The organism is Rhizobium sp. ZW T2_16, from assembly GCF_044987325.1.
GTDB lineage: Bacteria > Pseudomonadota > Alphaproteobacteria > Rhizobiales > Rhizobiaceae > Neorhizobium > Neorhizobium cellulosilyticum.
This window is the reverse complement of the sequence record NZ_JBJDRG010000004.1, coordinates 398017-423941: the sequence shown is the minus strand read 5'-3', so window position 1 is coordinate 423941 and position 25925 is coordinate 398017. Positions and strand designations below refer to the sequence as shown.

Here is a 25925-nt window from a genome sequence, read left to right as displayed (position 1 = left end):
GCGCGGTTTTACCCGTCAGATCGAACAGCGGAAATGACATCAGAAATTCCTCCCGGTTCATAAGCGTCTTTGAAGTTGACATAGATGTTATCGATAACATATGCAATCGAAAACAAAACGCGGGAGTAGGAAATGAAGCGTAATTGCTTGGTATCGATCCTCATCCTGAAAGCAAAAGCGGTAGCCTGAAGGCTTGCCGTTTACGTGGTATTCCCATCACCCAAACGCCGATTTTTTCCGCCCGTGCAGCCGATCTTGTTTGCTGGATAGCGGCTCTCAAGTGCTGCCTTGTCGCAAGACATTATAGCCTGTTTTTGTGATCTTCGCCGCACTTCGGTTTTCCAGCATGGCAATCATCTGTTCGGCCGCCTGCGCGCCGATTACGAAGCTGTCCACGTTGATGGTGGCGATCCCAGGGTCGGACACCGATGCCATTTCATAGTTCCCGAAGCCGGCGATGGCGATATCGCGTGGCAGGACCAACCCATGGGTTCAGTCCACATGAAAGCCCCTGACCACCCACCTGCGAGCGCTGCCTTTGCATCGCGTTCAAGCCAGCTCAGAGTTCCTCAAGGCTTTCATTCAGCGCTTCGATGTTTCTTAAGCGTTTGCGGCCCTCGGTGCCCGCCTTTTCGAGGCATCGTGTGATCAGCAGATGGCACAATGCCATCAGGGCCGTGTGATTGAACAGGGGGCCGGGGGCGAATGTCTGGCATTGCATATGCCATGTCGCCCTCGTGTCGAAGGGTGCGCCTTCGTCGGTAACATAGAGAAGCTTCGCCTTCGATTTGCGAACCTGGGTGAGGATGGCATCGGCCTGAGCAGTTCGGCGGCGCAGGGCGAAGAAGACCACGACGTCGTCCTCCCGAAGGCTGACGAAATGCTCGCCCAGTGTCTGGCCGGCGGCGGGAACGGCGACGATATCCTCGATCACCTGCGTCAGCTGCCATTGCAGATAGGAAGCGAAAGGGTGGCTGCTGCGAAAGCCGATCACCCAGACTTTTCGGGCCGCCATCATCGCGTCGGTCACCGCCGTGATCTGGCCGTCAGAAATGGAGAGAAACGTCGCTTCAAGATTGGCCATGCTTTGCGCGACATGCGCCTGCATGGATTGTACTGTCGATGCATCGGTCGCGGTTGCCAGGAATAGCCGCGAGCCCGTCTGCTTTTCTGCGCGCGCGTGGCGGCGGGCTTCCTCATAGGTCTCATAACCCAGATGCTGGATGAAACGGGTGACGGTTGCCTTGGAAACATGCGCCAATGCCGCCAGTTCCTGGGCGGAATAGCTGGCGAGTTCGCCAGGAAAATCGCAGACGAATTCACCGAGCCGCTTTTCGGCGGGTCGAAGATCGGGCAGGGCCTGCCTTACGCGATAGAGGAACGACCTGTCCTTGGTCACGGGAAACTCCGCCATGTCATCAGCGGGCGGAATGTCGCTTGGAGTTGTTACGCTTGCAACAGGAAATATGTCCCGGCGGTCGGGCGATGACGCCCCTGTCACCGTGCGATCCTTTTCCTTGCCGGAGGTGCCGCGATGCGGGAAAGAAGCAGTGCAACGGCGGAACGGATCGGCGCGATGACCGGGGCGGATAAGAGGCGCTGCAGATCATCGGCGGCCTGACCAAGCGGGCCGCCGCCGATGATCACGGCTTCTGCGCCGTCCTGTTCGAAACATTCGCGCACTGCGACCGCCAGTGCCGCATGCAGGCGCTGAGGATCGGATGCAAGCGCTACCGGATCTCCGCTCGTGAGTCGCGTGCCGGTGAAGAACGGGGTCAGGCCCAATGCATCGGCTTTTCCGGCAAAGCTTCCGACAAGATCCGGTGTTACTGTCGCGATGCCGAAGCGTCGCCCACCGAGCGAGGCTTCAAGCATGCTCGCTTCGCATATGCCGACCACCGGAATATCGCAAATCTCCCGCAGCCGATCGAGCCCCGGGTCGCCGAAGGCGCTGATGATCAATCCATCCGACTTGCCTGATTTGGCCAGCCCCATTTCGATGACGCCGTCGGTGGCTGCGCCAAGCTGCTTCTCATCAAGGATCATCGGCACGCCACCGGCCGCGGTGACGCCCTCGATGGTCGCCTCCGCAGGCAGATATTTGCGTGCGATATCGGTCATCATGGCTGTGGTGGCCGCTGATGTATTCGGGTTGATCAAGGTGATATGCGTCATGTCTCGAGCCGTGCACGACCGCACGACTGCCTCCCTTTGTCATTGCGTTTTTTATTGTGCTTCAGTTCAGGCATATTGAATGCAGGCGATATTGCCCGTCTCTCCGATCGGCTTCAAGAGCGGCACGTCCCTGAGGCATATGTCCGAGGCCTGGCCGCAGCGCGGTGCGAACGCGCAGCCGGGCGGCATAGCGGCAAGATCTGGTGGCGAACCGGGTATCGTCACCAGCCGGTCGCGGCCATGCGCGAGTTCGACACGGGCGCCGAGAAGACCCTTGGTATAGGGATGTTTCGGATCGCGGATGATGTCGCCGACCCTGCCTTCCTCGACAATCCGGCCGGCATACATGACGGCGATGCGGTCTGCCACTTCGGCCGCGACGCCGATATCATGGGTGACGAAGATGACCGAGAGGCCGTATTCCTTCTGCAGCTCGCGGATCAGAAGCAGGATCTGGATCTGAACCGTCGCATCTAGCGCGGTCGTCGGCTCGTCGGCGAGGAGGACTTTCGGATTGCAGGCAAGTGCCATGGCGATCATCGAGCGCTGCAGCATGCCGCCCGACATTTCATGCGGGTAATTCTTCAGCCGCCGTTCGGGCGAGGGAATGCGCACTTTCTGAAAGAGTGCGAGTGCCCGTTCGGACGCTGCCTGCCGCGACACTTTTTCGTGCCGCATGATGGTTTCCTCGATCTGCCGGCCAATCGTGTAGACCGGATCGAGCGCGAGACGCGGCTCCTGGAAGACCATCGAGACGGTGGCGCCGCGCAATTGGCCGAGTTCGCGTGTCGAAAGCGCCATCACATCGCGACCGGAAACGGTCATGCTGCCGGCGATATCCGTGCCCTTCGGATGCAGGCGAAGCAGGGAGCGCATGGTGACGCTCTTGCCCGAACCGGATTCGCCGAGAAGCGCCACCACTTCGCCGGCCTTGACCGACAGGCTGACGCCGTTAACGGCTTTCACCGGCTTGCGGCTGCGATGGAAGGTAACTGAGAGGTCGCGGATATCGATAACTGTCTGCTCTTCACTCATCTCAGGCCTCCATCAATTCGAGTGCAGGTTTTGGTGCATGGCTGTGGCCGGAGCCGGGAACCGACATCAGGCAGGCGGCCTGCTGTTCTCCCGAGACGACCGCAAGGGGAGGGGGCGTGGCAGAACAGACGCCTTCCGCCATGCTGCACCGGGTGTGGAACCGACAGCCCGATGGCGGGTCGATCGGGTTCGGCGGATCGCCGGAAAGCGGCGGTTCCTCGGTGCGCTCCGCCGGATCCATCTTCGGCATGGAGGCGAGGAGGGCGGCTGAGTAGGGGTGTTTCGTGTTTTCGTAGATCGCCTCGCGCGTGCCGACCTCGGCGACCTTGCCGAGATACATGACCATCACCCGGTCGCACATGAAGCGCACGACGTTGAGATCGTGGCTGATGAACAGATAGGTCAGGCCGAAATCGCGCTTGAGATCAAGAAGCAGATTGAGCACCTGCGCTTCAACCGATTTGTCGAGTGCCGAAACGGCTTCGTCGAGGATGACAAGGCGCGGTTCGAGCGCCAGAGCGCGGGCGATGTTGACACGCTGTCTCTGGCCGCCGGAGAGTTCGTGCGGATAACGGCCGGCAAAGCGGACCGGTTCAAGGCCGACGCGGTGGAGCAGGTCATGGGCGCGGGCAATCGCCTTTGCCTGCGGCACGCCATGGACGCGGGGGGCAAAGGCGATGGACTCTTCGATTGTCAGGCGCGGATTGAGCGAGGCGTAACTGTCCTGAAACACCATCTGCACCTGTCGCCGGTACTGGGCAAGCGGCAGGGCGGCACCGACCTTTTCACCGTCGAACAGGATCTCACCCTGGTCAGGGATGATCAGTTGCATCAGAAGCCGGGCGGTGGTGGACTTGCCGCAGCCGCTTTCACCGACAACGCCGAGCGTTTCACCTTTCAGGATGTCGAAATCGACGCCATCGACGGCGCGCACGACCTTTTTCGGCTGAAGAAAGCCGCTGCCTTTTACAGGGAAATGCTTGATCAGACCGCGGGCCGAGATCAGCGGCTGAGCCGGGCCGCCGCGTTCACCGAGCGGAAGGTCGGGAATGGTGGTCTCTGCGACTGTCCTCATGATTTCACATCCATTGCCTGACGCAGACCGTCCGAGAAAAGGTTGAAACAGATCGAGGTGACGAAGATCATCACGCCGGGCAGGGCGGCAACCGCCGGATTGTTGTAGATCGCGGTGCGCAGCGTGTTCAGCATCAGCCCCCATTCGGCATCCGGCGGACGCACGCCGAGTCCAAGAAAAGAGAGGCCGGAGGCGAGGATCATCGACACCGAGATCAGGCTGGTGGCGAAGACGAAGATCGGCCCGAGCACGTTGCCGAGAACATGGACGCGGATGATCGTGAATGCCGGGGCGCCGGAGGCACGCGCCGCATCGACATAATCGAGGTTGCGGATCTGGGTGGTGACGCTTTCGGCGACACGGGCGATCTGCGGGATGAAGACGACGGTGAGCGAGACGAGCGCATTCGTCAGGCCCGAACCAAGCGCGCCGGAAAGGGCGACCGCGAGCAGGACAGAAGGGAAGGCATAGAAGACATCGACCGTGCGCATGATCAGCGTGTTGGTGATGCCGCCGGCATAACCGGCGACGATGCCGATGATCGAGCCGATGACAAAGGCGATCGGGACGGGCACGACACCCATGATCAGCGACAGGCGGGAGCCATAGATGAGGCGCGACAGCATATCGCGGCCGAGTTCGTCGGTGCCGAGAATATAGCCCTCGGTGCCGATAGGTTTCAGCCTTCGGATGACACTGCCTTTGGCCGGGTCGTAAGGGGCGATATAGGGCGCGAGGATGGCGACCACGACGATGATGATGAGGACGGCGAGTGCCGCGAGCGCCACCGGGTCACGACAGAGACGCTGCAGGACGCCGCTCCAGAAGCCGGTAGATTTCGGCACGGCAAGCGGGGTGGGCAAAGTGTCGGCGGTGATGACGGCCATGTTCAGCTCCTCTGGATGCGCGGATCGATGGCGCTTTGCAGCACGTCAACGACGAGATTGACGATGACGAAGAACATTGCGAGCACCAGGATCGTGCCCTGTAGGATCGGCAGGTCGCGGGTGAAGATCGCTCCGTTCAGCAGAAAACCAGTGCCGGGCCAGGAGAAGACGGTTTCGATCAGGATCGAGCCGCCAAGCAGGTAACCGAGTTGCAGGCCCATGACGGAAATCGCCGTCGGTGCGGCGTTGCGGATGACGTGGCTCATCACATGTTTCGTCATCAGCCCTTTGGCAGCCAGCGCTTGAACGAAATCCTGCGACAGGATGTCTGCCACCAGCGAGCGGATGGTGCGGGCGATGATGCCCATCGGAATGACCGACATGGTGACGGCCGGCAGGATGAGATACTGGATATAATCCCAGCTGAAGCTTCGTCCGTCCGAACCGCCGGGACCGCCGCCCATCGACGGCAGCCAGCCCAGCGAGACGGAAAATGCGATGACGAGGACCATGCCGAGCCAGTAATGCGGCACGCTGACACCGAGCATGGCAAGACCGGAGGCGATGCGGTCGATCCAGCCTCCACGGAAGACACCGGCGACGAAGCCGAGGGCAGAGCCGAAGGTGAAGCCGATGATAGTGGCGGCAACTGCGAGGATGATCGAGTTGACCGAGGCGCTGAGGATTTCGGCAAGCACCGGGCGGCCGGTGGCAATCGAGGTGCCAAGATCACCTTGCAGGGCATGCCAGGCCCAGAGCGCGTATTGCACCGGAAGCGGCTGGTCGAGACCGTAGAAGGAGCGCATCTGCGCCTGCAATTCGAGCGAGGCATCTGTCGGCAGGATGGCGGCGAGAGGATCGCCGGGGGCGATATGGATGAGCATGAAGCAGACGATGCTGACCCCGATCGCGACGGGTATGACATGCAGAAGCCGTTTAAAGGCGTAGACGAGCATGAGCTTCTCCGGAAAACCTGAACGAGTGGGATCGCGCCCTTTAGGGCACGATCCGGGCGTTGGGCATCAGGGATCGACGGTGATCGGCGAGAAATCCTGGAACCAGTTCTGCGCCTGCACGAAACCCTTGACTTTGGTGTTCATGGCTCGCGGGTTGACGTCATGCGTCACCATCAGGAACAGCGCATCGTTGACATATTTCTCGTGGACCTGCTGCAGCACCTTGTCCTGTTCGGCGGCATCGAAGGTGGTGCGCACCTTGTTGAACAGGGCATCCATTTCCGGGTCACAGTAATAACCCCAGTTGGTGCCGTTCGGCGGTGCGAGGTTGCACTGCGACTGGCGGATAAGCGCGGTGAAGGGGTCCTGGATGAAGTAGCTGTAGTTGACAGCCGTCGCGCCCTTGGCGCTGGCATCCTTGGCGCCAGCGCGCCAGACATTGATGACCGTGTTCCAGTCCATCACCTCGTATTCGACATTGATGCCGATTTCGGCGAGCGTCTGCTGGATATATTCGTTCATCGCGAGCGGCAGCATCTGGCCCGAACCGGAGGACGAGATGACGACCTTGGTGGTGATCGGCTTGTCCGGACCGTAGCCCGCTTCCGCCATCAGCTTCTTGGCTTCCTCGACATTGTATTCGAGCTTGAAGTCGGGCTTGCCGAACCACTGGTGGCCGGGCGGAAGATAGCCCTGGGCGGGAATGGACAGACCGCCGAGCAGCTCGTTCAGGCCGTCGCGGTCGACCGCGAGATTTGCGGCCTTGCGGACGCGAACATCGTTCCACGGCGAGCCTTCGACGCGGGACAGATGCCAGGTCCAGTTATGCGGATAGGCATTGGTGACGATGGAGAACCCTGCATCCTTCAGCGACTTGACGGAATCCGGTGCCGGGGCTTCGATCCAGTCGACCTGGCCGGAACGCAGAGCTGCAACGCGGGTATTCGGTTCCGGCAGCGGGATCAGCACCAGCTTGTCTAGCTTAGGGATGCGAGCTGTATCCCAATAATCCTTGTTGGGTGTCAGTTCGGCACGTTCGCGCGGGGTAAATCCGCTTTCCATCTTCCACGGGCCGGTGCCGGACGGATGCTGCGCGACCTTTTCCCAGCTCTTGCCCTGGGCTTCCCAGTTTGCCGGCGAGGACATCAGGATCCAGCTGATCTGGTAGGGCAGGGTCGCATCAGGAGACTTGGTGACGATCTCGACGGTCTTTGGATCGGTCGCCTTGTAGCTGGCAACCGCCGGAATGCGCGATTTGCCCTGCGCCGACTGGCGCTGGTCGAATTGCGGGGCGTCGGTCTTCAGGAGCTTGTCGAGGTTCCAGACGACGGCATCGGCGTTGAAGACGCTTCCGTCATGGAATTTCACGCCGTCACGCAGCTTGAATGTCCATTTGGTATGGTCGGCCGGGTCGACAGTCCAGGCCGTCGCAAGGCTGGGGATCAGCGCAGAGGGCTTGTCGGCTCTGCTGAGGTCCCACTCAATCAGCGAATTGTAGACCGTGTATCCCATGAAGCGCTGGCCTTCGCCGCCTTGGTCCGTCTGACCGGTGGTCAGGGGAATATCGGATGCCGTCATGCCAATCCGGAGCGTCCCGGCAGCAAACGCCGAGCTGGCAGTGGCAGCAAAAGCCACGCCGAGTATCGTCGCCGTCCGCAGGGTCTTCAAAAATCCCCCGTCACGCCAGTTCCTCAAAGATGTTTTTGTCATACCGTTCCCTCTTTTTTAATCTGTGCTGGACTTTTGCCCAGTCGAATAAAGAGAAGCAGGTTTCATGCCAACAAATGTGAAACTGAAATTTCATAGTTTTGTCAGTTGTTTAGATTTTTTCTCCGAGGGTAAGGCGATGCGTTACAAGTGTATCTGATAAAAAATCAGGCATGGGACGGGTCAGATATGGGCAGTTGAGAACATAGGATATGGAGGCCTGAGATCAGCTATTCGCATCAGCGGTACGAGCATCGGTTTTCCTCAAAATCGCTCGGCATTGACTTTATGGTCGAGTTTTTCGGAACTCATCCCTATTGGGATGCAGATATCTGAAAGCCTCGCTAATCTCTGCAAACCTTAGCTGTCGATGGCAGATACGAGGCCGCAGATGTCCGGCAGTAGCGCATTCCGGTTGTTCGGGCTCCAGATGGCATGAAGTTCGGCAACACATTCTTGCTGCAGATCCATCGGGCGAAACACGACGTTGTCGAAACAGGCGTTCTGTGTGCCGGCGGGCACGATTGCCAGACCTATTCCGGCACTGACCAACGATAGGATCGCCTGCGAGTGGGTCATGCTTTGAACGATCCGGGGTGTGACTGAATTGTCAGCCATCAGTCTCGTCAGTTTGTCGTGGAGATAGCGGGCTGGCGTCGAGAAGCTGATAAAGGGTTCGCCGTTGAGTGCATCCAGGCCAGGGCGGCGCTTGGTGGCGAGTGGATGTGCACGAGGTATGGCCAGCATCATGGGCTCTTGCGCAACAGAGATACTTTCGAGATGGTGTGTGCCGGCAAGCGGACGTGAGAGGCCAAGGTCGATATCGCCAGCATTGATGGCTTGAAGCTGCTCGGACGTTTCCATCTGCACAAGCTCCAGCTCGATCTGCGGTGCTGCGGCGCGCGCTTGACCTATGAATTTGGGCAGGAAACTATATGTGGCGGCTCCGACAAAGGCGATCTTTATGGATCCGGCGCTGCCCCGCGCAGCCCTCCGTGTTGCCGTTATCGCGGCGTCGCTTTGCTCAAGTAACCTTTGTGCTTCGGCAAGAAACGTCATTCCCGCAGCAGTGAGTGTGACGCGACGGCTCGTGCGCTCCACCAGTTTCACATCGAGTTCCTGCTCCAGCAGCCTGATTTGCCGGCTGAGCGGTGGCTGGGTGATGTTCAGTCGTCTGGCTGCCCGGCTGAAATTCAGCTCGGATGCCAGAATAACAAAGGATCGGACCTGACCCATATCCAACATCTATTCAATCCTTGTATCGATATTCAATAATAATCGACTTGGACTTAAATTGATCTCGAGATTATTGGTCAAGCGAGGATGTGGCTCCGAGCAGCCGAACATGGGGTGGAAACATGGACACGCAGTTGCCAGTAGCGAATGATCCGCAAAGTACGACGGTCGGAGCCGACAGTATTGCCTGGATCAAGCTGTCGTCGGTCTTCTTGCCACTGAAGACGCCGATCAGCGATGCGAAAGTGCTCACCGGACGACAAAAGCCGCTGACGGAAGTGGCGTTCCTCTTCGCTGAAATCGAGACGAAGCACGGTCACAGCGGCATTGGCTTCAGCTATTCCAAACGCGCCGGCGGGCCGGGACAATATGAGCATGCAAAAGAAATCGCCCAGGTCCTGATCGGCGAAGACCCGAACGATATAGGCAAGCTTTGGAACAAACTCTGCTGGGCGGGGGCTTCCGTTGGGCGCAGCGGACTTGCGGTGCAGGCAATCGCTGCCTTTGACGTCGCGCTGTGGGATCTGAAAGCCAAGCGTGCCGGACTGCCGCTTGCCAAACTGCTCGGCGCACATCGCGACAGCGTGCAATGCTACAATACGTCCGGTGGCTTTCTTTCCTCGCCGATCGAAGAGGTACTCGACAACGTCGAGCAGTCGATCGCGGCCGGCATTGGCGGGATCAAGATCAAGGTCGGGCAACCGGATATGGCGGTTGACCTCAAGCGCGTCGCCGCCGTGCATGACCGGATCGGTGGCCGTGCTGCAATGATGGTCGATGCCAATCAGCAATGGGACCGCCCGAATGCGATGCGTTTCGGTCGGCTCATGGAGCCTTACAATCTAACCTGGATTGAGGAGCCGCTCGACGCGTATGACGTCGAAGGACATGCCGCGCTGGCAGCTCAGCTCGATACGCCAATCGCGACCGGTGAGATGTTGGCGAGCGTGCTGGAGCATATTGCGCTCATCCAGAATAATTCTGTCGACTTCATCCAGCCGGACGCACCGCGTGTCGGCGGCATCACGCAGTTCCTGAAGATCTGTGCGCTGGCTGAGGCGAAAAAGCTGCAGCTCGCGCCGCATTTTGCCATGGAAATCCATCTGCATCTCGCTGCAGCCTACGAACTTGAGCCTTGGGTAGAGCATTTCGATTGGCTTGATCCCCTGTTCAACGAGCGGCTGGAAATCAAGGGGGGACGCATGCTGGTGCCAAACCGGCCCGGACTTGGGATCACGCTATCAGAGCAGGCGGGACATTGGACGCGCGGCACGGCCGAATTCGGCAAGAAACCTTGAATCAGGCGGTGCCGCGAGCAACGATGTGGAAGTCGATATCGATCATCGCCTCTACACTTGTATCACCCGCTATTTTTCGAAGAATCGAGCGGGCCGCCTTGGTGCCGATATCGCGACGGTCGATACGGACCGTTGTCAGCGGCGGATGGGTGTGCGGGGCGAAATCGAAATCGCCAAACCCTATGATGGCGAGATCCCCCGGAATGTTGCAGCCGCGTGCATGAGCTTCAGCCAGTGCGCCATGCGCGACCACGTCCGATGAGCAAAAGACGCCGAGCGAGCCTCCTCCGCGATCGAGAAGTTGCGCCATCGCCATGCGTCCGTCGCGGAAGGTGGAGGGTGAATTCATATCCAGTTCCGGCAACTCGACCTCGGCAATCCCTTTCAGCCGATTGACGAAACCATCGCGGCGCTGAACGGCGCGCGGGTCGTTGGCGCCGACCTGCGCATAGCGGTCATAGCCCCGGATTAGCAGATGCTCGGCAACCAGCCGACCGACTGCCGCATGGGAAAAGCCGACGGCGGTGTCGAGCGGCGAGGGGGTAGAGTCCCATATTTCCACTATAGGCAGTGACGCGCCCGTGAGCATGGCGCGGGTTTCCTTCATATGGGTAATGCCGGTGAGGATGATGCCGTCCGGCCGGCGGGCAAGAATGGCACGGGTCAGTTCCAGCTCGCGGCCGGGGTCATAGCCTGACAGGCCGAGCAGAAGCTGATAGCCGGCGGAGACGAGTTCGGCATTGAGCCCTTCAATGGTTTCGGCAAAAATGGTGCTGGCGACCGAAGGGACGATCGCGGCGATCAGCCTCGTGCGGCGTGAAGCCAGGCCGCCGGCAAGCAGATTTGGCACATAGCCGGTGCGGGCAATGACCTTTTCGATCGCTTCCAGTGTGTGCGGCTTGACCAGCGCCGGAGTGTTGATGGCGCGCGAAACGGTGACCGGCGAGACGCCGGCGAGTTTGGCTATATCGGCAAGCGTCACCGGACCGCCGTGCCTGATATGCTTGCTTTTGTCGTAATCGGTCATGATACTCATTCCTGTGAAAATGAGTTACGCTTTCATTATAGCTTTTATCAAGCGATAAATCGAAAAATTTGGCGATAAAAGTTCTAATCAATTGAAATTGATGATTTAAAATTTTTCACGTGGCGGTTGCGGATGAGGATTTTGAAGTTACAATGAAAGCGCTTTCATTTCTTCGTCGGAGGGTCGGGGAATGGAGGATTGGGACCGGCAGGAGGCCGGATAATTGGAGGAAATAATATGAAGCTCAAACGTTTCATGACGATTGCGGCCGCTGCGACCGCTATCTGTGTCGTCGGCTTGCAACCGAGCCACGCGCAGGATTATCCGACCAAGACCGTGACCGTCGTCGTGCCATTCGCAGCGGGCGGCAATACCGATACGTTCGGCCGTCTCGTTGCCGAGCAACTGGACAAGCGCCTTGGGCAACGTTTCATCGTGGAGAACAAGCCCGGCGCGGGTGGTAACATCGGTCTGGGCGACCTCGCTCGTTCGAAGCCTGACGGCTATACGATCGGCATGGGTACGGTCAGCTCCAACGCGATCAACCAGACGCTCTATAAGACGCTGCCTTACGACAAAGAGAAAGGTTTCGCACCTATTTCGCTGATCGCCAGCCTGCCGAACGTGCTCGTTGTCAACCCGGACAAGATCAAGGCGAACAATGTAGAGGAGCTGATCGCGTTCCTGAAAACAGAGCCGGGCAAGCATACCTATGCGTCTTCTGGCGTCGGTACCTCCATCCATCTGGCCGGCGAGCTTCTCGCGACCAAAGCCGGCATCAAGATTACTCACGTTCCATACAAGGGTAGCAGTCAGGCGATCCTCGATGTCGTGGCCGGCCATGTGGATATGATGTTCGACAATATTCCAACGGCCGCCCAGCAGGTGAAGGCGGGCAAGGTGAAGGCGCTGGCTGTCACCAGCCTCGGAAAGGCTGATTTGCTGCCCGACGTGCCGACCATGGCAAGCACGATTCCCGGCTTCGAGGCGACCTCGTGGCATGGCCTCTTCGCTCCTCCCGGCACGCCGCCGGAAATCGTCGAAAAGCTCAGCAAGGAAGTTCAGGCCATTATCGCGGAGCCTGCGATGCAGGAAAAGCTCAAGGCGATGGGCGTGACGCCGGTCGGTAATACGCCGGCCGAGTTCCAGGCTTTTATAGACAAGGAAACGGCAAAGTGGGCTGACGTCATCAAGGCCGCGAACGTGCCGCTGCAATGAGCCAATCTGCCGGCCGGATCCAGTTCCCGGCCGGCATGTCTTTCACACGCGAGTATCATGCCATGCTGAAAATTAGAAACAGCCGCGACTTCGTCGGCGGCGTGACGATGATCTGTGTCGGCTTGCTGTTCATCTGGTTCGGCCGGGAACTTGAAGTCGGGAACTCCTTCCAGATGGGGCCGGGTTACTTCCCGACCATGTTGAGCCTTCTCCTGATGGCTATTGGTGCGTTGATCGTCGTGCAGTCGCTGATGGTCGATGCCGAAGCAGGTGATCCGGAAACCTGGAACTGGAAGGCCTATTTTCTGGTAATTCTCGGACCGATCGGCTTCGGTCTCGCACTTGCGGGGCTTGGTTTGGCGCCGACAATGCTCCTGCTGATCGTCGGCGTAGCGACCGCCAGCCGCTATGCCAATTGGCGACATTCAATTCTGCTCGGACTGTTTCTTGCTGCCTGTTCCGTGTTGCTTTTCACCAAGCTCCTGTCGCTTCCGGTCTCAGCCTTTGGCCCCTGGACCCCCTTTATCGGCGAACTTTTCTAGCGGGCTCTCACAAGTGCTTTCTGACTAGCCGACGAAACGGAATGGATTGCTTATGGATATCTTCTCTAACCTCTGGCTCGGTGCTTCGACCGCCTTCATGCCGATGAACCTGTTCTATGGCTTTATCGGCTGCCTGCTCGGCACCGCGATCGGTGTACTGCCGGGGCTAGGGCCGACGGCGACGATCGCCATGCTGTTGCCGATCACTTTCGGCTTGCCGCCGGAATCGGCACTGATCATGCTGGCTGGCATCTTCTACGGTGCGCAGTATGGTGGCTCGACAACGGCGATCCTGATCAATCTGCCGGGCGAAAGCTCCTCGGTTGTTACTGCAATCGACGGGTATCAGATGGCGCGCAACGGCCGAGCCGGTGCTGCGCTTGCTACGGCGGCACTCGGTTCGTTTTTCGCAGGTACAGTGGCAACCATCCTTCTTGCTGTTGCCGCACCGCCTCTGGCAGCCGTAGCGCTGAATTTCGGGCCGGCGGAATATTTTTCGCTGATGGTGCTGGGTCTCGTCGCTTCGGTTGCGCTCGCCAGTGGGTCGCTGTTGAAGGCATTTGCAATGATCGTCTTCGGATTGATCCTCGGCACGGTCGGCACCGATGTGGAGAGCGGCACGCCGCGTTATGTTTTTGATATTCCCGAACTCTATGACGGTTTGAACTTCGTTGCCGTTAGCATGGGTATCTTCGGGATCTGCGAGATCCTGCGCAACCTGGAAAGCGAGCATGAACGTTCGGTGGGTGTGAAACGCGTCACCGGACTGATGCTGACCAGGCAGGATATCAAGCGGATCATCGCCCCCGTCCTTCGCGGCACCGCCCTCGGTTCCTTTCTCGGGATCCTGCCCGGCGGTGGAGCGATGCTTGCCTCGTTTGCTTCCTATGCGATGGAAAAACGGATTTCCCCAAACCGCGCCGAATTCGGCAAAGGGGCGATCGAAGGCGTTGCAGCACCGGAATCCGCCAACAATGCCGGCGCGCAGACCTCATTCATTCCGATGCTGACGCTCGGCATTCCTGGCAACCCGGTGATGGCGTTGATGGTCGGCGCCATGATCATACAGGGTATTACCCCCGGTCCGAACGTCATCTCGGACGAACCGGCTCTGTTCTGGGGTATGATTGTTTCAATGTGGTCGGGCAACCTCATGCTTGTCATCCTCAACCTGCCGCTGATCGGGTTCTGGGTGAAAATGCTAACCGTGCCGTATCATCTCCTCTTCCCTGCTATTATCGGCTTCTGTTGCATCGGCGCCTACAGCATCAACAACAGCGTCTTCGACGTATTCGTCATGGCGGGTTTCAGCGTCATCGGCTTTGCGCTCAGCAAAATGCGGTTCGAACCGGCGCCGTTGCTTCTGGGCTTCATTCTTGGGCCGATGCTGGAGGAGAATTTGCGCCGTGCGATGCTGATCAGCCAGGGCGATCCGTCGATTTTCGTGCGCAGCCCGCTCAGCCTTTCGCTTCTGATCTTCGCCGTCGTGGTTCTGGCGCTCGTGCTTTCGCCGAGCATCAGCCGCAAGCGCGAAGAGGCATTTACGGAGTAGGACGCAATGATGCAGGATCTGAAATCCGCCCTTACCGGCATATCCGGCATTCTGGTCACGCCTTACGATCATAACGGCGATATCCTGCCGGAGATGCAGGAGCCGATCATCGATCGGGCGATCGCCGCGGGCGTCCATATCATGGTCGCCAATGGCAATACCGGCGAGTTTTACGCCCTGACGCTCGACGAGGCAGAGGCGATGGTGCAATCTTCGGCCGAACATGTGGCCGGCCGGGTGCCACTGGTAGCCGGCGTCGGGCGAGGCATACGTGATGCCTGTCGGCTGGCATCCGTGTCGCGTCAAGCCGGCGCTTCGGCGCTGATGGTCCATCAGTCACCGGATCCGTTTTCCTCCCCGCGCGGGCTTGTCGATTACGTACGGACGGTGGCGGATGCGGCAGACGGGTTGCCGGTCGTGCTTTATTTGCGCAACGATGCAATCGGCACCAGGGCGATTGCGGATCTGTGCGCGCTGCCCTCCGTCATCGGCGTCAAATGGGCAATGCCAAACCCATTGACACTATCGGAAGCGATGGCGGCCTGCGATCCGGAGATCGTTTGGGTGGGCGGTCTGGCGGAGATCTGGGCACCGGTATTCTATGCGGTTGGTGCGCGAGGTTTCACGTCCGGCCTCATCAATGTCTGGCTGCAAAGGTCAGTTGCCATTCATGCCGCACTTGCAACGGGTGACTATACGGGCGCCAACCGGCTGATCGACGGCATGAAGGACTTCGAGTCGGTTCGGGCTGAAGAGATGAACGGGACGAATGTGACCGGGGTGAAGGCCGCGCTGGCGCTGATTGGGCATGATTGTGGCCCAGCACGCCCGCCCTCGGCCTGGCCTTTGACGGCACAGCAGCAAGCTGCGCTTTCGGCTTTCATTTCAGGCAACGGAATCAGCTTCTGATGAGCCGATTGGCAGCGCCTTATGGTGCGAGGAGTGAAGAATGACGATCAGGAAAAAGACGTATGAGGAACTGCGCTCGGCGCGCTGGATGATGCCGGACGACCAGCGGTCGTTCGGCCATCGGTCGCGGACCATGCAGATGGGCTATGCGCCGGAAGACTGGGAAGGTCGGCCGATCATTGCGATCATCAACACATGGTCGGATGCGCAGCCCTGCCACATGCACTTTCGCGAACGGGCTGAATGGGTGAAGCGTGGTGTCTTGCAGGCAGGCGGCTTTCCGATGGAACTGCCGGCGCTGTCGCTCTCGGAAAATTTCGTCAAACCGACGACCATGCTCTATCGCAACATGCTGGCAATGGAGACAGAGGAACTGCTCAGATCGCACCCGATTGATGGTGCGGTGCTGATGGGTGGTTGTGACAAGACCACGCCGGGACTGGTCATGGGCGCGGTGTCGATGGGACTGCCTTTCATCTACCTGCCGGCCGGGCCGATGCTGCGCGGTAACTATGCCGGAAAGGCTCTGGGCTCCGGCACAGACGGCTTCAAATATTGGGATGAACGGCGGGCCGGAACGATTTCAAAAGAGGAATGGCAGGGGATCGAAGGCGGTATCGCCCGCAGCTACGGCCATTGCATGACCATGGGCACAGCGTCCACGATGACGGCGATTGCCGAGGCGATGGGGCTCACCTTGCCGAATGCTTCCTCCATTCCGGCGGCCGATGCCAACCATCAGCGCATGTCGGCCACCTGCGGCCGGCGGATCGTCGAGATGGTGTGGGAGGATCTGACGCCCGAAAAGGTGATCACGCCGGCTGCTGTCACCAACGCCGTCACAGTGGCGATGGCGACGGGCTGTTCGACCAATGCGATCATCCACCTGATCGCCATGGCGCGCCGCGCCGGCGTGCCGTTGGAACTAGAGGATCTTGACCGCATCGGCCGCACGACGCCGGTTATCGCAAACATCCGTCCTTCAGGCGCGACCTATCTGATGGAGGATTTCTTCTATGCCGGGGGCTTGCGGGCGCTGATGAAGCAGCTTGGCGACAAGCTGGATCCGGCCGCTATCACCGTCACAGGCAAGCCGCTCACGGATGGGCTGGATGATGTGAAGATCTGGAACGAGGATGTCATCCGGCCGCTGTCCAATCCCGTCTATCACGAAGGGTCGCTGGCCGTCTTGAAGGGCAATCTTTGCCCGGATGGAGCAGTGATCAAGCCCGCGGCCTGCGATCCGAAATTTCACCGGCACCAGGGTCCGGCATTGGTGGCCGACAGCTATTCGGAACTGAAGAAGATTATCGACGATCCCGATTATCCACTGACGCCGGAAACGGTGCTGGTGCTGCGCAATGCAGGGCCGCAGGGCGGACCGGGAATGCCGGAATGGGGGATGATCCCGATGCCGAAAGCGCTTTTGAAACTCGGCCTGCGGGACATGGTGCGGATTTCCGATGCCCGCATGTCGGGAACGAGTTTCGGGGCCTGCGTGCTGCACGCCGCACCGGAAGCCTTTGTCGGTGGACCGCTGGCCCTGTTGAAAACCGGGGATATGGTGGAACTCGATATTCCGGCCCGCAGCCTCAACATGCTCGTCCCGGATGATGAACTGGCGGCACGCAAGGCTGCCTGGGTATCACCCGAGCCGCTCTACGAGCGGGGCTATGGCTTTATGTTCACCAAACATATCGAACAGGCAGACAAGGGCTGTGACTTCGATTTTCTAAAGACAGAATTCGGTGCCAAAGTGTCTGAGCCGGTGATCAATTAAGCAAGCGTTGAGGGGGCGAAATACCCCCCTTAGTGTCTCATGTTCAGGCCCAGCTGCTCACAGCCTGATGGCATCTTGTGCAGCAAAGTCCGCTTCAAAAGCTTGCTGGTTGTCGTGTCTAAATCGGTCCGGCGCGAGTCGCCCTATTCAGTAGCCGCTTAACCGCTAAGCAGGGCCTGCATTGTTTTTGCGAAGTGTTTCCGGATCTTGTCTCGTGCTACGTGCCGGCCGTTGACGACCTTCTTGTTGCCTGCAGCCCAGACGCTTTCGACTGTGACATCTCCACCGAAAATCCAGTTATCAAGCAGGCTGTCCTCTGCGAGATAGGAGGCATTGCCGGTATCGAGAGCAACGATATCGGCGGGGGCGCCTGCAGCCAGCCCCGCCTTCGTCGCAAGAGCCTGTGCCCCGCCATAAATAGCCGCGTCGAAAAGTCGGCGACCGGTTGATCCGTTCGGTGCCGCAATGACGTTGCGGGCGCGATGAGCGAGACGTTGCGAATATTCGAGCTGGCGCAATTCGCCCGCGAGAGAAATCTGCACGTTGGAATCCGACCCGACGCCGAAGCGGCCGCCCTTTGAAAGGAATGCGGAGGCTGCGAACGTACCGTCACCGAGATTGGCCTCGGTGATCGGGCAGAGACCGGCGACCGCGCCGCTTGTGGCCATATTCGCCACTTCCTGATCCGTCAGGTGGGTGGCGTGGATCAGGCACCAGCGATCATCGACCGGAGCATGATCCAGCAGCCATTCGACCGGGCGCGCACCGGACCATGCGATACAGTCCTCCACTTCCTTGGTCTGTTCGGCGATATGGATATGCACGGGGCCGCCTTCGGCGAAGGGCAGAATAGCGGTCAGCTCGTCGGGCGTGACTGCGCGCAGGCTGTGCGGCGCTATGCCGAGCTGCATGCCGGGTAGTGAGGCCTGCATTGTCCGGCAAGCCTCTATCAGTTGGCCAAAACTCTCTGTCGAATTGATGAAACGGCGCTGGCCGTCGATCGGAGCCTGCCCGCCGAAGCCGGAATGCGCATAAAAGACCGGCAGCAAGGTGAGGCCGATACCCGTCTCGGCGCTCGCCGCGCCGATCCGCTCGGCATGTTCTGCGATATTGGCATAAAGCGAGCCGTCGCGGTCGTGATGCAGATAGTGGAACTCACCGACGCGGCAGAACCCGGATTCGAGCATTTCCATATAGAGCTGTGCCGCAACCGCCTCGATCTGTTCCGGCGTCATCTGCAGGGCGAAACGATACATCAGGACGCGCCAGCTCCAAAAACTGTCGTCTGTCGGTCCGCGAAGTTCGGCCAAGCCGGACATGGCGCGCTGGAATGCGTGGCTGTGAAGATTGCTCATGGCAGGGACGAGAACCGAATGACGCTCGTCGGTTGCCTTGGCGTCAACGCCGAAATCGATATCCGAGATAATCCCGCCCGTGATCGAGATGCGCACATTGGAAGCCCATCCCTGAGGCAGGAGTGCCGAGCCTGCATGAAGCGTCGAAGCAGCCGAATTGGTCATGATTGCCGGTCCGTCGTTGGATTGTCTGATCACGGGTGTATCTTCAGGTGAAGATAAACGCTTGCCAAGATGGCTATTATGTATATACATGTTTACCCATAATGAAAGGCGCAATCAATGTGCGGGAACGAAAACTTGGGCAGTGTTTCTTCCAGTCATTCCGAGCCTCATGCGGGCATCACGGTCTGGACAAATGCGCATCTGGCGACCCTTGCCGAGGGCGCGAATGGGCTTGGCGTCATGGAGAATGGCGCGATCGCGGCCAAGGATGGGCGGATCGTATTCGTCGGCGCTGAGGTCGATCTACCGGCGGATTTGAAGGATGCTGCCTCGATCATCGATTGCGAGGGGCGCTGGATCACGCCGGGTCTGATCGATTGCCATACGCATATCGTCTTCGGCGGCGATCGTGCGATGGAATTCGAGATGCGGCTCGAAGGCGCGACCTATGAAGAGGTGGCGCGCGCCGGCGGCGGCATCGTTTCCTCCGTCAAGGCAACCAATGCGCTTTCCGTTGAAGGTTTGGTCGAGGCGGCGCTGCCGCGCGTGGATACTCTGCTTGCCGAAGCTGTCTCGACGCTTGAGATCAAGTCCGGTTACGGGCTTTCGATCGAAGGTGAGCTCAACATGCTGCGCGCCGCGCGCGCGCTGGAAAAGGTTCGCCCCGTTCGCGTCGTAACCTCCTATCTCGCAGCCCACGCGACGCCGGTCGAATACAGGGGTCGCAACGGCGATTACATCACCGATATCGTGCTGCCGGGCATGGACAAGGCGCATGCCGAAGGTCTGATCGATGCCGTCGACGGATTTTGCGAAGGCATCGCCTTTTCGGTCGAGGAGATGGCTCGTGTCTTCGATCACGCCAAGGCGTTCGGCATTCCGGTAAAGCTGCACGCCGAACAGTTGTCGAACCTTGGCGGGGCAAAAATGGCGGCGTCCTATGGCGCGCTGTCTGCCGATCATCTGGAATATCTCGATGCCGAGGGTGCTGCCGCGATGGCCGAGGCGGGCACGGTGGCCGTAATCCTGCCCGGTGCTTTTTACGCCATCAATGAAACCCAAAAGCCGCCAATCCAGGCGCTGCGCGATGCTGGTGTGAAGATAGCAATCGCCACCGACTGCAATCCCGGCACCTCTCCGCTGACCTCACTGCTTCTGACGATGAACATGTCGGCAACGCTCTTTCGCCTGACGGTGGATGAGTGCATTGCCGGCGTCACGCGCGAGGCGGCCCGGGCTCTCGGACTTCTGCGCCAAACCGGTACGCTGGAAGTCGGCAAGTCCGCCGATCTCGCGATCTGGAATATCCAGCGCCCTGCGGAGCTTGTTTATCGCATCGGCTTCAATCCGCTCTATTCCCGCATCTTCAAAGGCCAGACCATCAAGGGCCAGCAGGTATCCGCATGACGATCACGCTTCATCCGGGCAGCGTCCCGCTTGCCGATCTCGCAAACATCTATTGGGACAATGAACCGGCCGTTCTCGACCGCTCCTTCGATGCGGGCATAGAGAAGGGCGCTCGTCGCATCGCCGAGATCGCCGCCGGCAACGCGCCCGTCTATGGCATCAATACCGGCTTCGGCAAGCTCGCCTCGATCAAGATCGACAGTGCCGATCTTGCCACGCTGCAGCGCAATCTCATCCTGTCGCATTGCTGCGGTATCGGCGCTGCCTTGCCGGAAAACGTCGTGCGGTTGATCATGGCGCTGAAGCTGATCTCGCTTGGTCGCGGCGCTTCGGGCGTCCGGCTGGATCTGGTGCGGTTGATCGAGGGCATGCTGGCAAAGGGCGTCATCCCGGTCATCCCTGAAAAGGGCTCGGTCGGCGCTTCCGGCGACCTTGCACCGCTTGCCCATATGGCAGCCTCGATGATGGGCGAGGGTGAGGCCTTTTTCGCCGGCGAGCGGATGGCTTCCGCCGATGCGCTTGCAAAGGCAGGCCTGACGCCGGTCGTGCTCGCTGCCAAGGAAGGACTGGCCCTCATCAACGGTACCCAGACCTCGACCGCGCTGGCGCTTGCCGGTCTGTTCCGCGCCCATCGCGCCGCACAGACTGCACTGGTTACTGGCGCATTGTCCACCGATGCGGCAATGGGGTCTTCCGCCCCTTTCCATCCGGACATCCATACTTTGCGTGGTCACAAGGGGCAGATCGATGCCGGTGCCGCGCTGCGCCAGCTTCTGACCGGTTCCGAAATCCGCGAAAGCCATATCGAGGGTGACGAACGTGTGCAGGATCCCTATTGCATCCGCTGCCAGCCGCAGGTGGATGGCGCCTGCCTCGACCTGTTGCGACAGGTCGCCCGCACGCTGGAAATCGAAGCCAATGCGGTGACCGACAATCCGCTGGTTCTCTCCGATAGCGAAGTCGTTTCGGGCGGCAATTTCCACGCCGAACCGGTCGCCTTCGCCGCCGACCAGACGGCGCTCGCCATCTGCGAAATCGGCGCGATTGCCCAGCGCCGTGTAGCGCTTCTGGTCGATCCCGCCCTCTCTTATGGCCTGCCGGCGTTTCTCTCGCAAAAACCGGGCCTGAATTCCGGCCTGATGATCGCCGAAGTCACGTCTGCCGCGCTGATGAGCGAAAACAAGCAGATGTCGCATCCGGCCTCGGTGGATTCGACGCCGACTTCGGCCAACCAGGAAGATCATGTTTCCATGGCATGCCACGGTGCCCGCCGCCTGCTGGCGATGACGGAAAACCTGTTCGGCATTCTCGGCATCGAGGCCCTTGCTGCGGTTCAGGGCGTCGAGCTGCGCGGTCCGCTGAAGACCAGCCCGGAGTTGGAAAAGGCCGTGGCGGTGCTGCGCGCTGCCATTCCGTCGCTCGAAGACGATCGCTACATGGCGCCGGATCTTGCTGCCGCGAGTGTCCTCGTTTCATCCGGTGCACTCGCCTCCGCTATTTCTCCCGGCATCCTGCCGGTGCTCGACATCTGATTGCAGAAGAACAACGGGAACAGAAGTCATGACCAATCCGCGCCACAATATCCGCGACGTCCGCTCCCCGCGGGGATCTGAACTCAATGCCAAGAGCTGGACGACGGAAGCGCCGCTTCGCATGCTGATGAACAATCTCGACCCGGACGTGGCCGAGAACCCGCATGAGCTGGTCGTCTATGGCGGTATCGGCCGCGCGGCCCGCACCTGGGACGATTTCGACAAGATCGCCGCAACGCTGAAGACGCTGACCGAAGAAGAAACCCTGCTTGTGCAATCCGGCAAGCCGGTCGGCGTGTTCCGCACCCACAAGGATGCGCCGCGTGTGCTGATCGCCAATTCCAACCTCGTGCCGCATTGGGCGACCTGGGACCATTTCAACGAGCTGGATAAGAAGGGTCTCGCCATGTACGGCCAGATGACCGCCGGTTCGTGGATCTATATCGGCACGCAGGGCATCGTTCAGGGTACGTATGAAACCTTCGTCGAGGCCGGTCGCCAGCACTATAACGGCAGCCTCAAGGGGAAGTGGATCCTGACCGGTGGCCTCGGTGGCATGGGCGGCGCCCAGCCGCTCGCAGCCGTCATGGCCGGCGCCTGCTGCCTTGCGGTGGAATGCGACGAGACCCGCATCGATTTTCGCCTGCGCACTCGATATGTCGATGCCAAGGCGAAGACGCTGGACGAAGCATTGGCCTTAATCGCCGAGTGGACGGCCATGGGCGAAGCCAAATCGGTCGGCCTGCTCGGCAATGCCGCCGAAATCTTCCCGGAACTGGTCAAGCGCATGCAGGCCGGTGGCCCACGCCCCGATATCGTTACCGACCAGACCTCGGCGCATGATCCGCGCAACGGTTATCTGCCGATCGGCTGGACGGTCGAGGAGGCCAAGGCCAAGCGCGAAAGCGATCCGAAGTCGGTTGAAGTCGCCGCCCGCGCATCGATGAAGGCGCATGTCGAAGCCATGGTTGCCTTCTGGGATGCCGGTGTGCCGACGCTCGATTACGGCAACAATATCCGTCAGGTGGCCAAGGATGAGGGGCTGGAAAACGCCTTTGCCTTCCCCGGTTTTGTGCCAGCCTACATCCGTCCGCTCTTTTGCCGCGGCATCGGCCCGTTCCGCTGGGCCGCACTCTCCGGCGATCCGGAGGATATCTACAAGACCGATGCCAAGGTGAAGGAACTGCTGCCGGACAACAAGCACCTGCACAACTGGCTGGACATGGCGAAGGAACGTATTGCGTTTCAGGGACTTCCGGCACGAATTTGCTGGGTGGGTCTCGGTGATCGCCACAAGCTCGGCCTCGCCTTCAACGAAATGGTCCGCAATGGCGAGCTTTCCGCCCCGATCGTCATCGGCCGCGATCATCTCGACAGTGGCTCGGTCGCGTCGCCGAACCGTGAGACGGAAGCGATGAAGGATGGATCGGATGCCGTCTCCGACTGGCCACTGCTCAATGCGCTCCTGAATACCGCATCGGGCGCCACATGGGTGTCGCTGCATCACGGCGGCGGCGTCGGCATGGGCTATTCGCAGCATTCCGGCATGGTGATCTGCGCTGACGGGTCGGAAGATGCCGAGCGCCGTCTGGAGCGAGTGCTGTGGAATGACCCGGCGACCGGCGTCATGCGCCACGCGGATGCGGGATATGAGATCGCCGTTGAATGCGCGACCGAAAAGGGATTGCGTCTCCCTGGCATCCTCGGAAACTGAGCCGATGCGCATTCTTCGTGCAGGCGACCACGAGCGCATGCCGTGGAAGAACGGCAAGGGAGAGACGGTCGAGATCGCCGTCTTTCCTGAAAGCGCGAACGTCGACACATTCGACTGGCGCATCAGCATGGCGCCGGTCGTGTCCGATGGCCCGTTCTCCATCTTTCCGGGCATTGACCGGACGCTGAGCATCCTGACCGGGGATGGCATGATGCTTTCGGTCGAAGGCATGGCGTCGACGATACTTGGCCGTAAATCTATGCCGTTTTCGTTTGCGGGTGATGCCAAGACCGAAGCCGTGCTTCAGGAAGGGCCGATTACCGATCTGAATGTGATGACCCGGCGCGGGCGCTTTTCGCATCGTGTGACACGGGCAGAGCACGGCGGCGAGATCGGGTTCTCTGCTGAGGCGACACTCGTCATCCTCGTTGTGACGGGCAAGGCGCAGGTGTCACCGGTCGAGCTTGGCCCGCTCGACGCCGTGATCCTTGATAATCCGGCAGATAGCCGTGACTTGAGGCTTGAGACCCAAGAGCCCTGTTTCGTCATCGAGATCTTCGCGTCCGCGAGCCACTGACCTGTCAGGCTCGCAACCGCATAAGTCAGCCGTCAGTAGACGTCGCGGAGATACCGCTTGTCCTTCTTCAGGCCGGCCAGATAGTCCGCTGCCTTTTCCGCGGTCATGCCGCCATGTTCGGCGATGATCTCACCGAGCGCAGTGTCGACATCGCGGGCCATGCGGCTGGCATCGCCGCAGACGTAGAAGGAGGCACCGTCTTCCAGCCAGGAAAACAGCGCCTTGCCGTTTTCCTTCATCCGCGTCTGGACATAGATCTTGGCATCCTGATCGCGCGAGAAAGCGAGATCGAGGCGGGTCAGTAGGCCGTCGCGGCTCATCGTCGAAAGCTCGTCTTCATAGATGAAGTCGCTTTCGCGGCGTTGGTCACCGAAGAACAGCCAGTTGCGGCCCTTTGCCCCGCGGGCACGACGTTCCTGCAGGAAGGCGCGGAAGGGGGCAATTCCGGTGCCGGGACCGACCATGATCATCGGCGCATCGTCATTGCCGGGTACGCGAAAAGCCTTGTTCGGCGAGACGAAAATGCCTGCGGAGGCACCCTCAGTCACCCGATCCGCCATATAGGTCGAGCAGACACCGCCTCGATCGCGGTTGGCAGCGTGATAACGGACGCTTGCAACGGTGAGATGGACGCTACCTTCTGCCTCTTTCGGGCTGGACGAGATCGAATAGGCGCGATGTTGAAGCGGCTTCAAAAGAGCTGCAAACTCCAAGGCATTCAGGCTGCCTTGCGGAATGAGTGAGATCAGGTCGAGCGTGTCCTTGCTCCACAGAAACGCATCGAGCGCTTCCTTGTCGCCATTGCGGACGACATGGGTGAGTTCCTCGTGGCCGGCACGGCGTTCGACTTCGGCAATCAGGTCGCGCGACGGCGTCGAGATTTCATATTGGGTCGAGAGCCGCGCGCCGAGTGAGGCACCGCTGATTTCTGTTTCGGCCGCAGCGCCGAGCCTTGCGATCAGCAGATCGACCAGTGCCGGATCGTTGACCGGCATGACACCGAGCGCATCACCTGCTTCGTAAACGAGACCACTATCTGCCAGATCGAATTCGAAATGACGGATTTCCTTGGTCGAAGCTGCCCCGGAGAGGCGGCGATTGACCGCCATTGTCGAGACGTAAGGGTTCTTACGGCTCCAGCCGGTTTGTTCTCGTGATGGTGCCGTCGCGGTGGCTGCGCCGGCGACCGGCTTTTCGGCCGCAAGCGGCAGGGTTTCGCCAAACCATGCGGCAGCGGCATCCTCGAAATCGATATCGCAATCTAGACGGGTGGCGATACGCGTGGCGCCGAGCTGTTCGAGGCGTGTGTCGATCAACTTGCCCGCCTGGCAGAAGCCGTCATAGCCGGTATCGCCAAGAGCCAAGACGGCGAACTTCATGCCCTCGAGACGCGGCGCGGTATCGGCGGACAATGCCTCCCAGAAAAGCTGGGCATTGTCCGGCATCTCGCCCTCGCCATAGGTGGAGGTGACGATCACCACATGGCGCATTGCCGCGAGCGCTTCCATCTCGATATCGTCGAGGCCGCGCACCTCCGGCGCCATCCCGAGGCCTTTGGCGGAAGCGGCGGCATCCATGGCCAGATTTTCGGAATTGCCGGTCTGGGTGCCGTAAAGGATATGGATCGGCTGCGCGGCACTAGAAGCCGGAGCGCTGGCGGTATTTTCACCAGCGATGAGGCGCGAATTGAGGCCGGCCATGAAACCGGACAGCCAGGCGCGCTGTTCGCCGTTGAAGGGAGCGTCCTCGGGGATATGCGGGATCATCATCGGCACGGT

Annotated in this window: 22 protein-coding genes; 10 read left to right on the top strand and 12 right to left on the bottom strand. The window is 60.0% G+C overall.

Annotated features, from left to right (window positions below):
• Positions 1-276: 276 nt before the first annotated feature.
• The 9 genes from ACI3K0_RS14795 to ACI3K0_RS14755 all read right to left on the bottom strand — a co-directional run bounded on the left by ACI3K0_RS14795 (position 277) and on the right by ACI3K0_RS14755 (position 9080).
• Positions 277-483, bottom strand: a complete 207-nt coding sequence (locus ACI3K0_RS14795; protein ID WP_148144450.1) for a substrate-binding domain-containing protein — start codon at positions 481-483, stop codon at positions 277-279.
• Between the two features lie 76 nt (positions 484-559).
• Positions 560-1414: a MurR/RpiR family transcriptional regulator gene (locus ACI3K0_RS14790; RefSeq protein ID WP_404945518.1), complete on the bottom strand. Its 855-nt coding sequence runs from the start codon at positions 1412-1414 to the stop codon at positions 560-562.
• Positions 1415-1497: 83 nt separating this feature from the next.
• A complete protein-coding gene (locus tag ACI3K0_RS14785) occupies positions 1498-2175 on the bottom strand; it encodes an aspartate/glutamate racemase family protein (protein WP_148144452.1) in 678 nt (225 codons plus the stop codon).
• Positions 2176-2241: 66 nt separating this feature from the next.
• Entirely contained in the window at positions 2242-3210 is a 969-nt protein-coding gene (locus ACI3K0_RS14780; RefSeq protein ID WP_404945517.1) for an ABC transporter ATP-binding protein, read from the bottom strand.
• 1 nt (position 3211) lies between these two features.
• Entirely contained in the window at positions 3212-4285 is a 1074-nt protein-coding gene (locus ACI3K0_RS14775) for an ABC transporter ATP-binding protein (RefSeq protein WP_404945516.1), read from the bottom strand.
• Positions 4282-5172 carry an ABC transporter permease gene (locus tag ACI3K0_RS14770; RefSeq protein ID WP_404945515.1) on the bottom strand — a complete coding sequence of 297 codons (891 nt, stop codon included), beginning with the start codon at positions 5170-5172 and terminating at the stop codon, positions 4282-4284. Before ACI3K0_RS14770 ends, ACI3K0_RS14775 begins: the two co-directional genes overlap by 4 nt.
• A gap of 2 nt (positions 5173-5174) precedes the next feature.
• Positions 5175-6128: an ABC transporter permease gene (locus ACI3K0_RS14765; protein WP_404945514.1), complete on the bottom strand. Its 954-nt coding sequence runs from the start codon at positions 6126-6128 to the stop codon at positions 5175-5177.
• A gap of 66 nt (positions 6129-6194) precedes the next feature.
• The gene (locus ACI3K0_RS14760; protein ID WP_206827125.1) at positions 6195-7838 is read right to left on the bottom strand and encodes an ABC transporter substrate-binding protein; all 1644 of its coding nucleotides are present in this window, start codon (positions 7836-7838) and stop codon (positions 6195-6197) included.
• A 357-nt stretch (positions 7839-8195) separates the two neighbouring features.
• Positions 8196-9080 carry a LysR family transcriptional regulator gene (locus ACI3K0_RS14755; protein WP_148144458.1) on the bottom strand — a complete coding sequence of 295 codons (885 nt, stop codon included), beginning with the start codon at positions 9078-9080 and terminating at the stop codon, positions 8196-8198.
• Positions 9081-9193: 113 nt separating this feature from the next.
• On the opposite strand from ACI3K0_RS14755, the gene ACI3K0_RS14750 reads away from it, so the two are divergent.
• Positions 9194-10369 (top strand): L-talarate/galactarate dehydratase, encoded by a 1176-nt coding sequence (locus tag ACI3K0_RS14750; RefSeq protein ID WP_404945513.1) that lies wholly within the window; start codon positions 9194-9196, stop codon positions 10367-10369.
• Between the two features lies 1 nt (position 10370).
• Here ACI3K0_RS14750 and ACI3K0_RS14745 read toward each other — a convergent pair whose 3' ends face one another.
• Positions 10371-11396 (bottom strand): LacI family DNA-binding transcriptional regulator, encoded by a 1026-nt coding sequence (locus tag ACI3K0_RS14745; protein ID WP_404945512.1) that lies wholly within the window; start codon positions 11394-11396, stop codon positions 10371-10373.
• A 237-nt stretch (positions 11397-11633) separates the two neighbouring features.
• Between ACI3K0_RS14745 and ACI3K0_RS14740 the strand changes: the two genes are divergently transcribed.
• Genes ACI3K0_RS14740 through araD form a run of 5 tightly spaced genes read left to right on the top strand, consistent with a single transcriptional unit; the run spans position 11634 to position 17397 of the window.
• On the top strand, positions 11634-12614 hold the full coding sequence (locus ACI3K0_RS14740) for a tripartite tricarboxylate transporter substrate binding protein (protein ID WP_206827127.1): 981 nt from the start codon (positions 11634-11636) through the stop codon (positions 12612-12614).
• Complete coding sequence (locus tag ACI3K0_RS14735; RefSeq protein WP_286194853.1) at positions 12611-13156, top strand: tripartite tricarboxylate transporter TctB family protein; 546 nt, start codon at positions 12611-12613, stop codon at positions 13154-13156. The genes ACI3K0_RS14740 and ACI3K0_RS14735 overlap by 4 nt, the downstream gene beginning before the upstream one ends.
• A 52-nt stretch (positions 13157-13208) precedes the next feature.
• On the top strand, positions 13209-14708 hold the full coding sequence (locus ACI3K0_RS14730; protein ID WP_404945511.1) for a tripartite tricarboxylate transporter permease: 1500 nt from the start codon (positions 13209-13211) through the stop codon (positions 14706-14708).
• 6 nt (positions 14709-14714) lie between these two features.
• Positions 14715-15617 (top strand): dihydrodipicolinate synthase family protein, encoded by a 903-nt coding sequence (locus tag ACI3K0_RS14725; protein WP_404945510.1) that lies wholly within the window; start codon positions 14715-14717, stop codon positions 15615-15617.
• A gap of 40 nt (positions 15618-15657) precedes the next feature.
• The gene (gene araD / locus ACI3K0_RS14720) at positions 15658-17397 is read left to right on the top strand and encodes an L-arabinonate dehydratase (RefSeq protein WP_404945509.1); all 1740 of its coding nucleotides are present in this window, start codon (positions 15658-15660) and stop codon (positions 17395-17397) included.
• Positions 17398-17555: 158 nt separating this feature from the next.
• Here the strand turns inward: araD and ACI3K0_RS14715 are convergent, their stop codons facing one another.
• Positions 17556-18917, bottom strand: a complete 1362-nt coding sequence (locus tag ACI3K0_RS14715; RefSeq protein ID WP_404945529.1) for a formimidoylglutamate deiminase — start codon at positions 18915-18917, stop codon at positions 17556-17558.
• A 117-nt stretch (positions 18918-19034) separates the two neighbouring features.
• Between ACI3K0_RS14715 and hutI the strand changes: the two genes are divergently transcribed.
• Genes hutI through ACI3K0_RS14695 form a run of 4 tightly spaced genes read left to right on the top strand, consistent with a single transcriptional unit; the run spans position 19035 to position 24147 of the window.
• Positions 19035-20324: an imidazolonepropionase gene (gene hutI / locus ACI3K0_RS14710; protein ID WP_404945508.1), complete on the top strand. Its 1290-nt coding sequence runs from the start codon at positions 19035-19037 to the stop codon at positions 20322-20324.
• Entirely contained in the window at positions 20321-21856 is a 1536-nt protein-coding gene (hutH, locus tag ACI3K0_RS14705) for a histidine ammonia-lyase (RefSeq protein ID WP_206827133.1), read from the top strand. The genes hutI and hutH overlap by 4 nt, the downstream gene beginning before the upstream one ends.
• A gap of 28 nt (positions 21857-21884) precedes the next feature.
• Positions 21885-23570, top strand: a complete 1686-nt coding sequence (gene hutU / locus ACI3K0_RS14700; protein ID WP_404945507.1) for a urocanate hydratase — start codon at positions 21885-21887, stop codon at positions 23568-23570.
• A gap of 4 nt (positions 23571-23574) precedes the next feature.
• Positions 23575-24147, top strand: a complete 573-nt coding sequence (locus ACI3K0_RS14695; protein ID WP_206827136.1) for a HutD family protein — start codon at positions 23575-23577, stop codon at positions 24145-24147.
• Positions 24148-24179: 32 nt separating this feature from the next.
• On the opposite strand, the gene ACI3K0_RS14690 is transcribed toward ACI3K0_RS14695, so the two are convergent.
• Positions 24180-25916, bottom strand: coding sequence for a sulfite reductase subunit alpha (locus ACI3K0_RS14690; protein ID WP_404945528.1), 1737 nt, complete (start codon positions 25914-25916; stop codon positions 24180-24182).
• Positions 25917-25925: the final 9 nt, after the last annotated feature.

What these genes read in the sequence shown, in the direction of transcription:
- ACI3K0_RS14775 (WP_404945516.1), bottom strand. Translation starts at nt 4,285, where the DNA reads ATGAGGACAGTCGCAGAGACCACCATTCCCGACCTTCCGCTCGGTGAA.
- ACI3K0_RS14690 (WP_404945528.1), bottom strand. Translation starts at nt 25,916, where the DNA reads ATGATGATCCCGCATATCCCCGAGGACGCTCCCTTCAACGGCGAACAG.
- ACI3K0_RS14765 (WP_404945514.1), bottom strand. Translation starts at nt 6,128, where the DNA reads ATGCTCGTCTACGCCTTTAAACGGCTTCTGCATGTCATACCCGTCGCG.
- araD (WP_404945509.1), top strand. Translation starts at nt 15,658, where the DNA reads ATGACGATCAGGAAAAAGACGTATGAGGAACTGCGCTCGGCGCGCTGG.
- ACI3K0_RS14755 (WP_148144458.1), bottom strand. Translation starts at nt 9,080, where the DNA reads ATGTTGGATATGGGTCAGGTCCGATCCTTTGTTATTCTGGCATCCGAG.
- ACI3K0_RS14750 (WP_404945513.1), top strand. Translation starts at nt 9,194, where the DNA reads ATGGACACGCAGTTGCCAGTAGCGAATGATCCGCAAAGTACGACGGTC.
- ACI3K0_RS14740 (WP_206827127.1), top strand. Translation starts at nt 11,634, where the DNA reads ATGAAGCTCAAACGTTTCATGACGATTGCGGCCGCTGCGACCGCTATC.
- ACI3K0_RS14715 (WP_404945529.1), bottom strand. Translation starts at nt 18,917, where the DNA reads ATGACCAATTCGGCTGCTTCGACGCTTCATGCAGGCTCGGCACTCCTG.
- ACI3K0_RS14780 (WP_404945517.1), bottom strand. Translation starts at nt 3,210, where the DNA reads ATGAGTGAAGAGCAGACAGTTATCGATATCCGCGACCTCTCAGTTACC.
- ACI3K0_RS14760 (WP_206827125.1), bottom strand. Translation starts at nt 7,838, where the DNA reads ATGACAAAAACATCTTTGAGGAACTGGCGTGACGGGGGATTTTTGAAG.
- ACI3K0_RS14770 (WP_404945515.1), bottom strand. Translation starts at nt 5,172, where the DNA reads ATGGCCGTCATCACCGCCGACACTTTGCCCACCCCGCTTGCCGTGCCG.
- ACI3K0_RS14745 (WP_404945512.1), bottom strand. Translation starts at nt 11,396, where the DNA reads ATGACCGATTACGACAAAAGCAAGCATATCAGGCACGGCGGTCCGGTG.
- ACI3K0_RS14785 (WP_148144452.1), bottom strand. Translation starts at nt 2,175, where the DNA reads ATGACGCATATCACCTTGATCAACCCGAATACATCAGCGGCCACCACA.
- ACI3K0_RS14790 (WP_404945518.1), bottom strand. Translation starts at nt 1,414, where the DNA reads ATGGCGGAGTTTCCCGTGACCAAGGACAGGTCGTTCCTCTATCGCGTA.
- hutU (WP_404945507.1), top strand. Translation starts at nt 21,885, where the DNA reads ATGACCAATCCGCGCCACAATATCCGCGACGTCCGCTCCCCGCGGGGA.
- hutH (WP_206827133.1), top strand. Translation starts at nt 20,321, where the DNA reads ATGACGATCACGCTTCATCCGGGCAGCGTCCCGCTTGCCGATCTCGCA.
- ACI3K0_RS14735 (WP_286194853.1), top strand. Translation starts at nt 12,611, where the DNA reads ATGAGCCAATCTGCCGGCCGGATCCAGTTCCCGGCCGGCATGTCTTTC.
- ACI3K0_RS14725 (WP_404945510.1), top strand. Translation starts at nt 14,715, where the DNA reads ATGATGCAGGATCTGAAATCCGCCCTTACCGGCATATCCGGCATTCTG.
- ACI3K0_RS14730 (WP_404945511.1), top strand. Translation starts at nt 13,209, where the DNA reads ATGGATATCTTCTCTAACCTCTGGCTCGGTGCTTCGACCGCCTTCATG.
- hutI (WP_404945508.1), top strand. Translation starts at nt 19,035, where the DNA reads ATGTGCGGGAACGAAAACTTGGGCAGTGTTTCTTCCAGTCATTCCGAG.
- ACI3K0_RS14695 (WP_206827136.1), top strand. Translation starts at nt 23,575, where the DNA reads ATGCGCATTCTTCGTGCAGGCGACCACGAGCGCATGCCGTGGAAGAAC.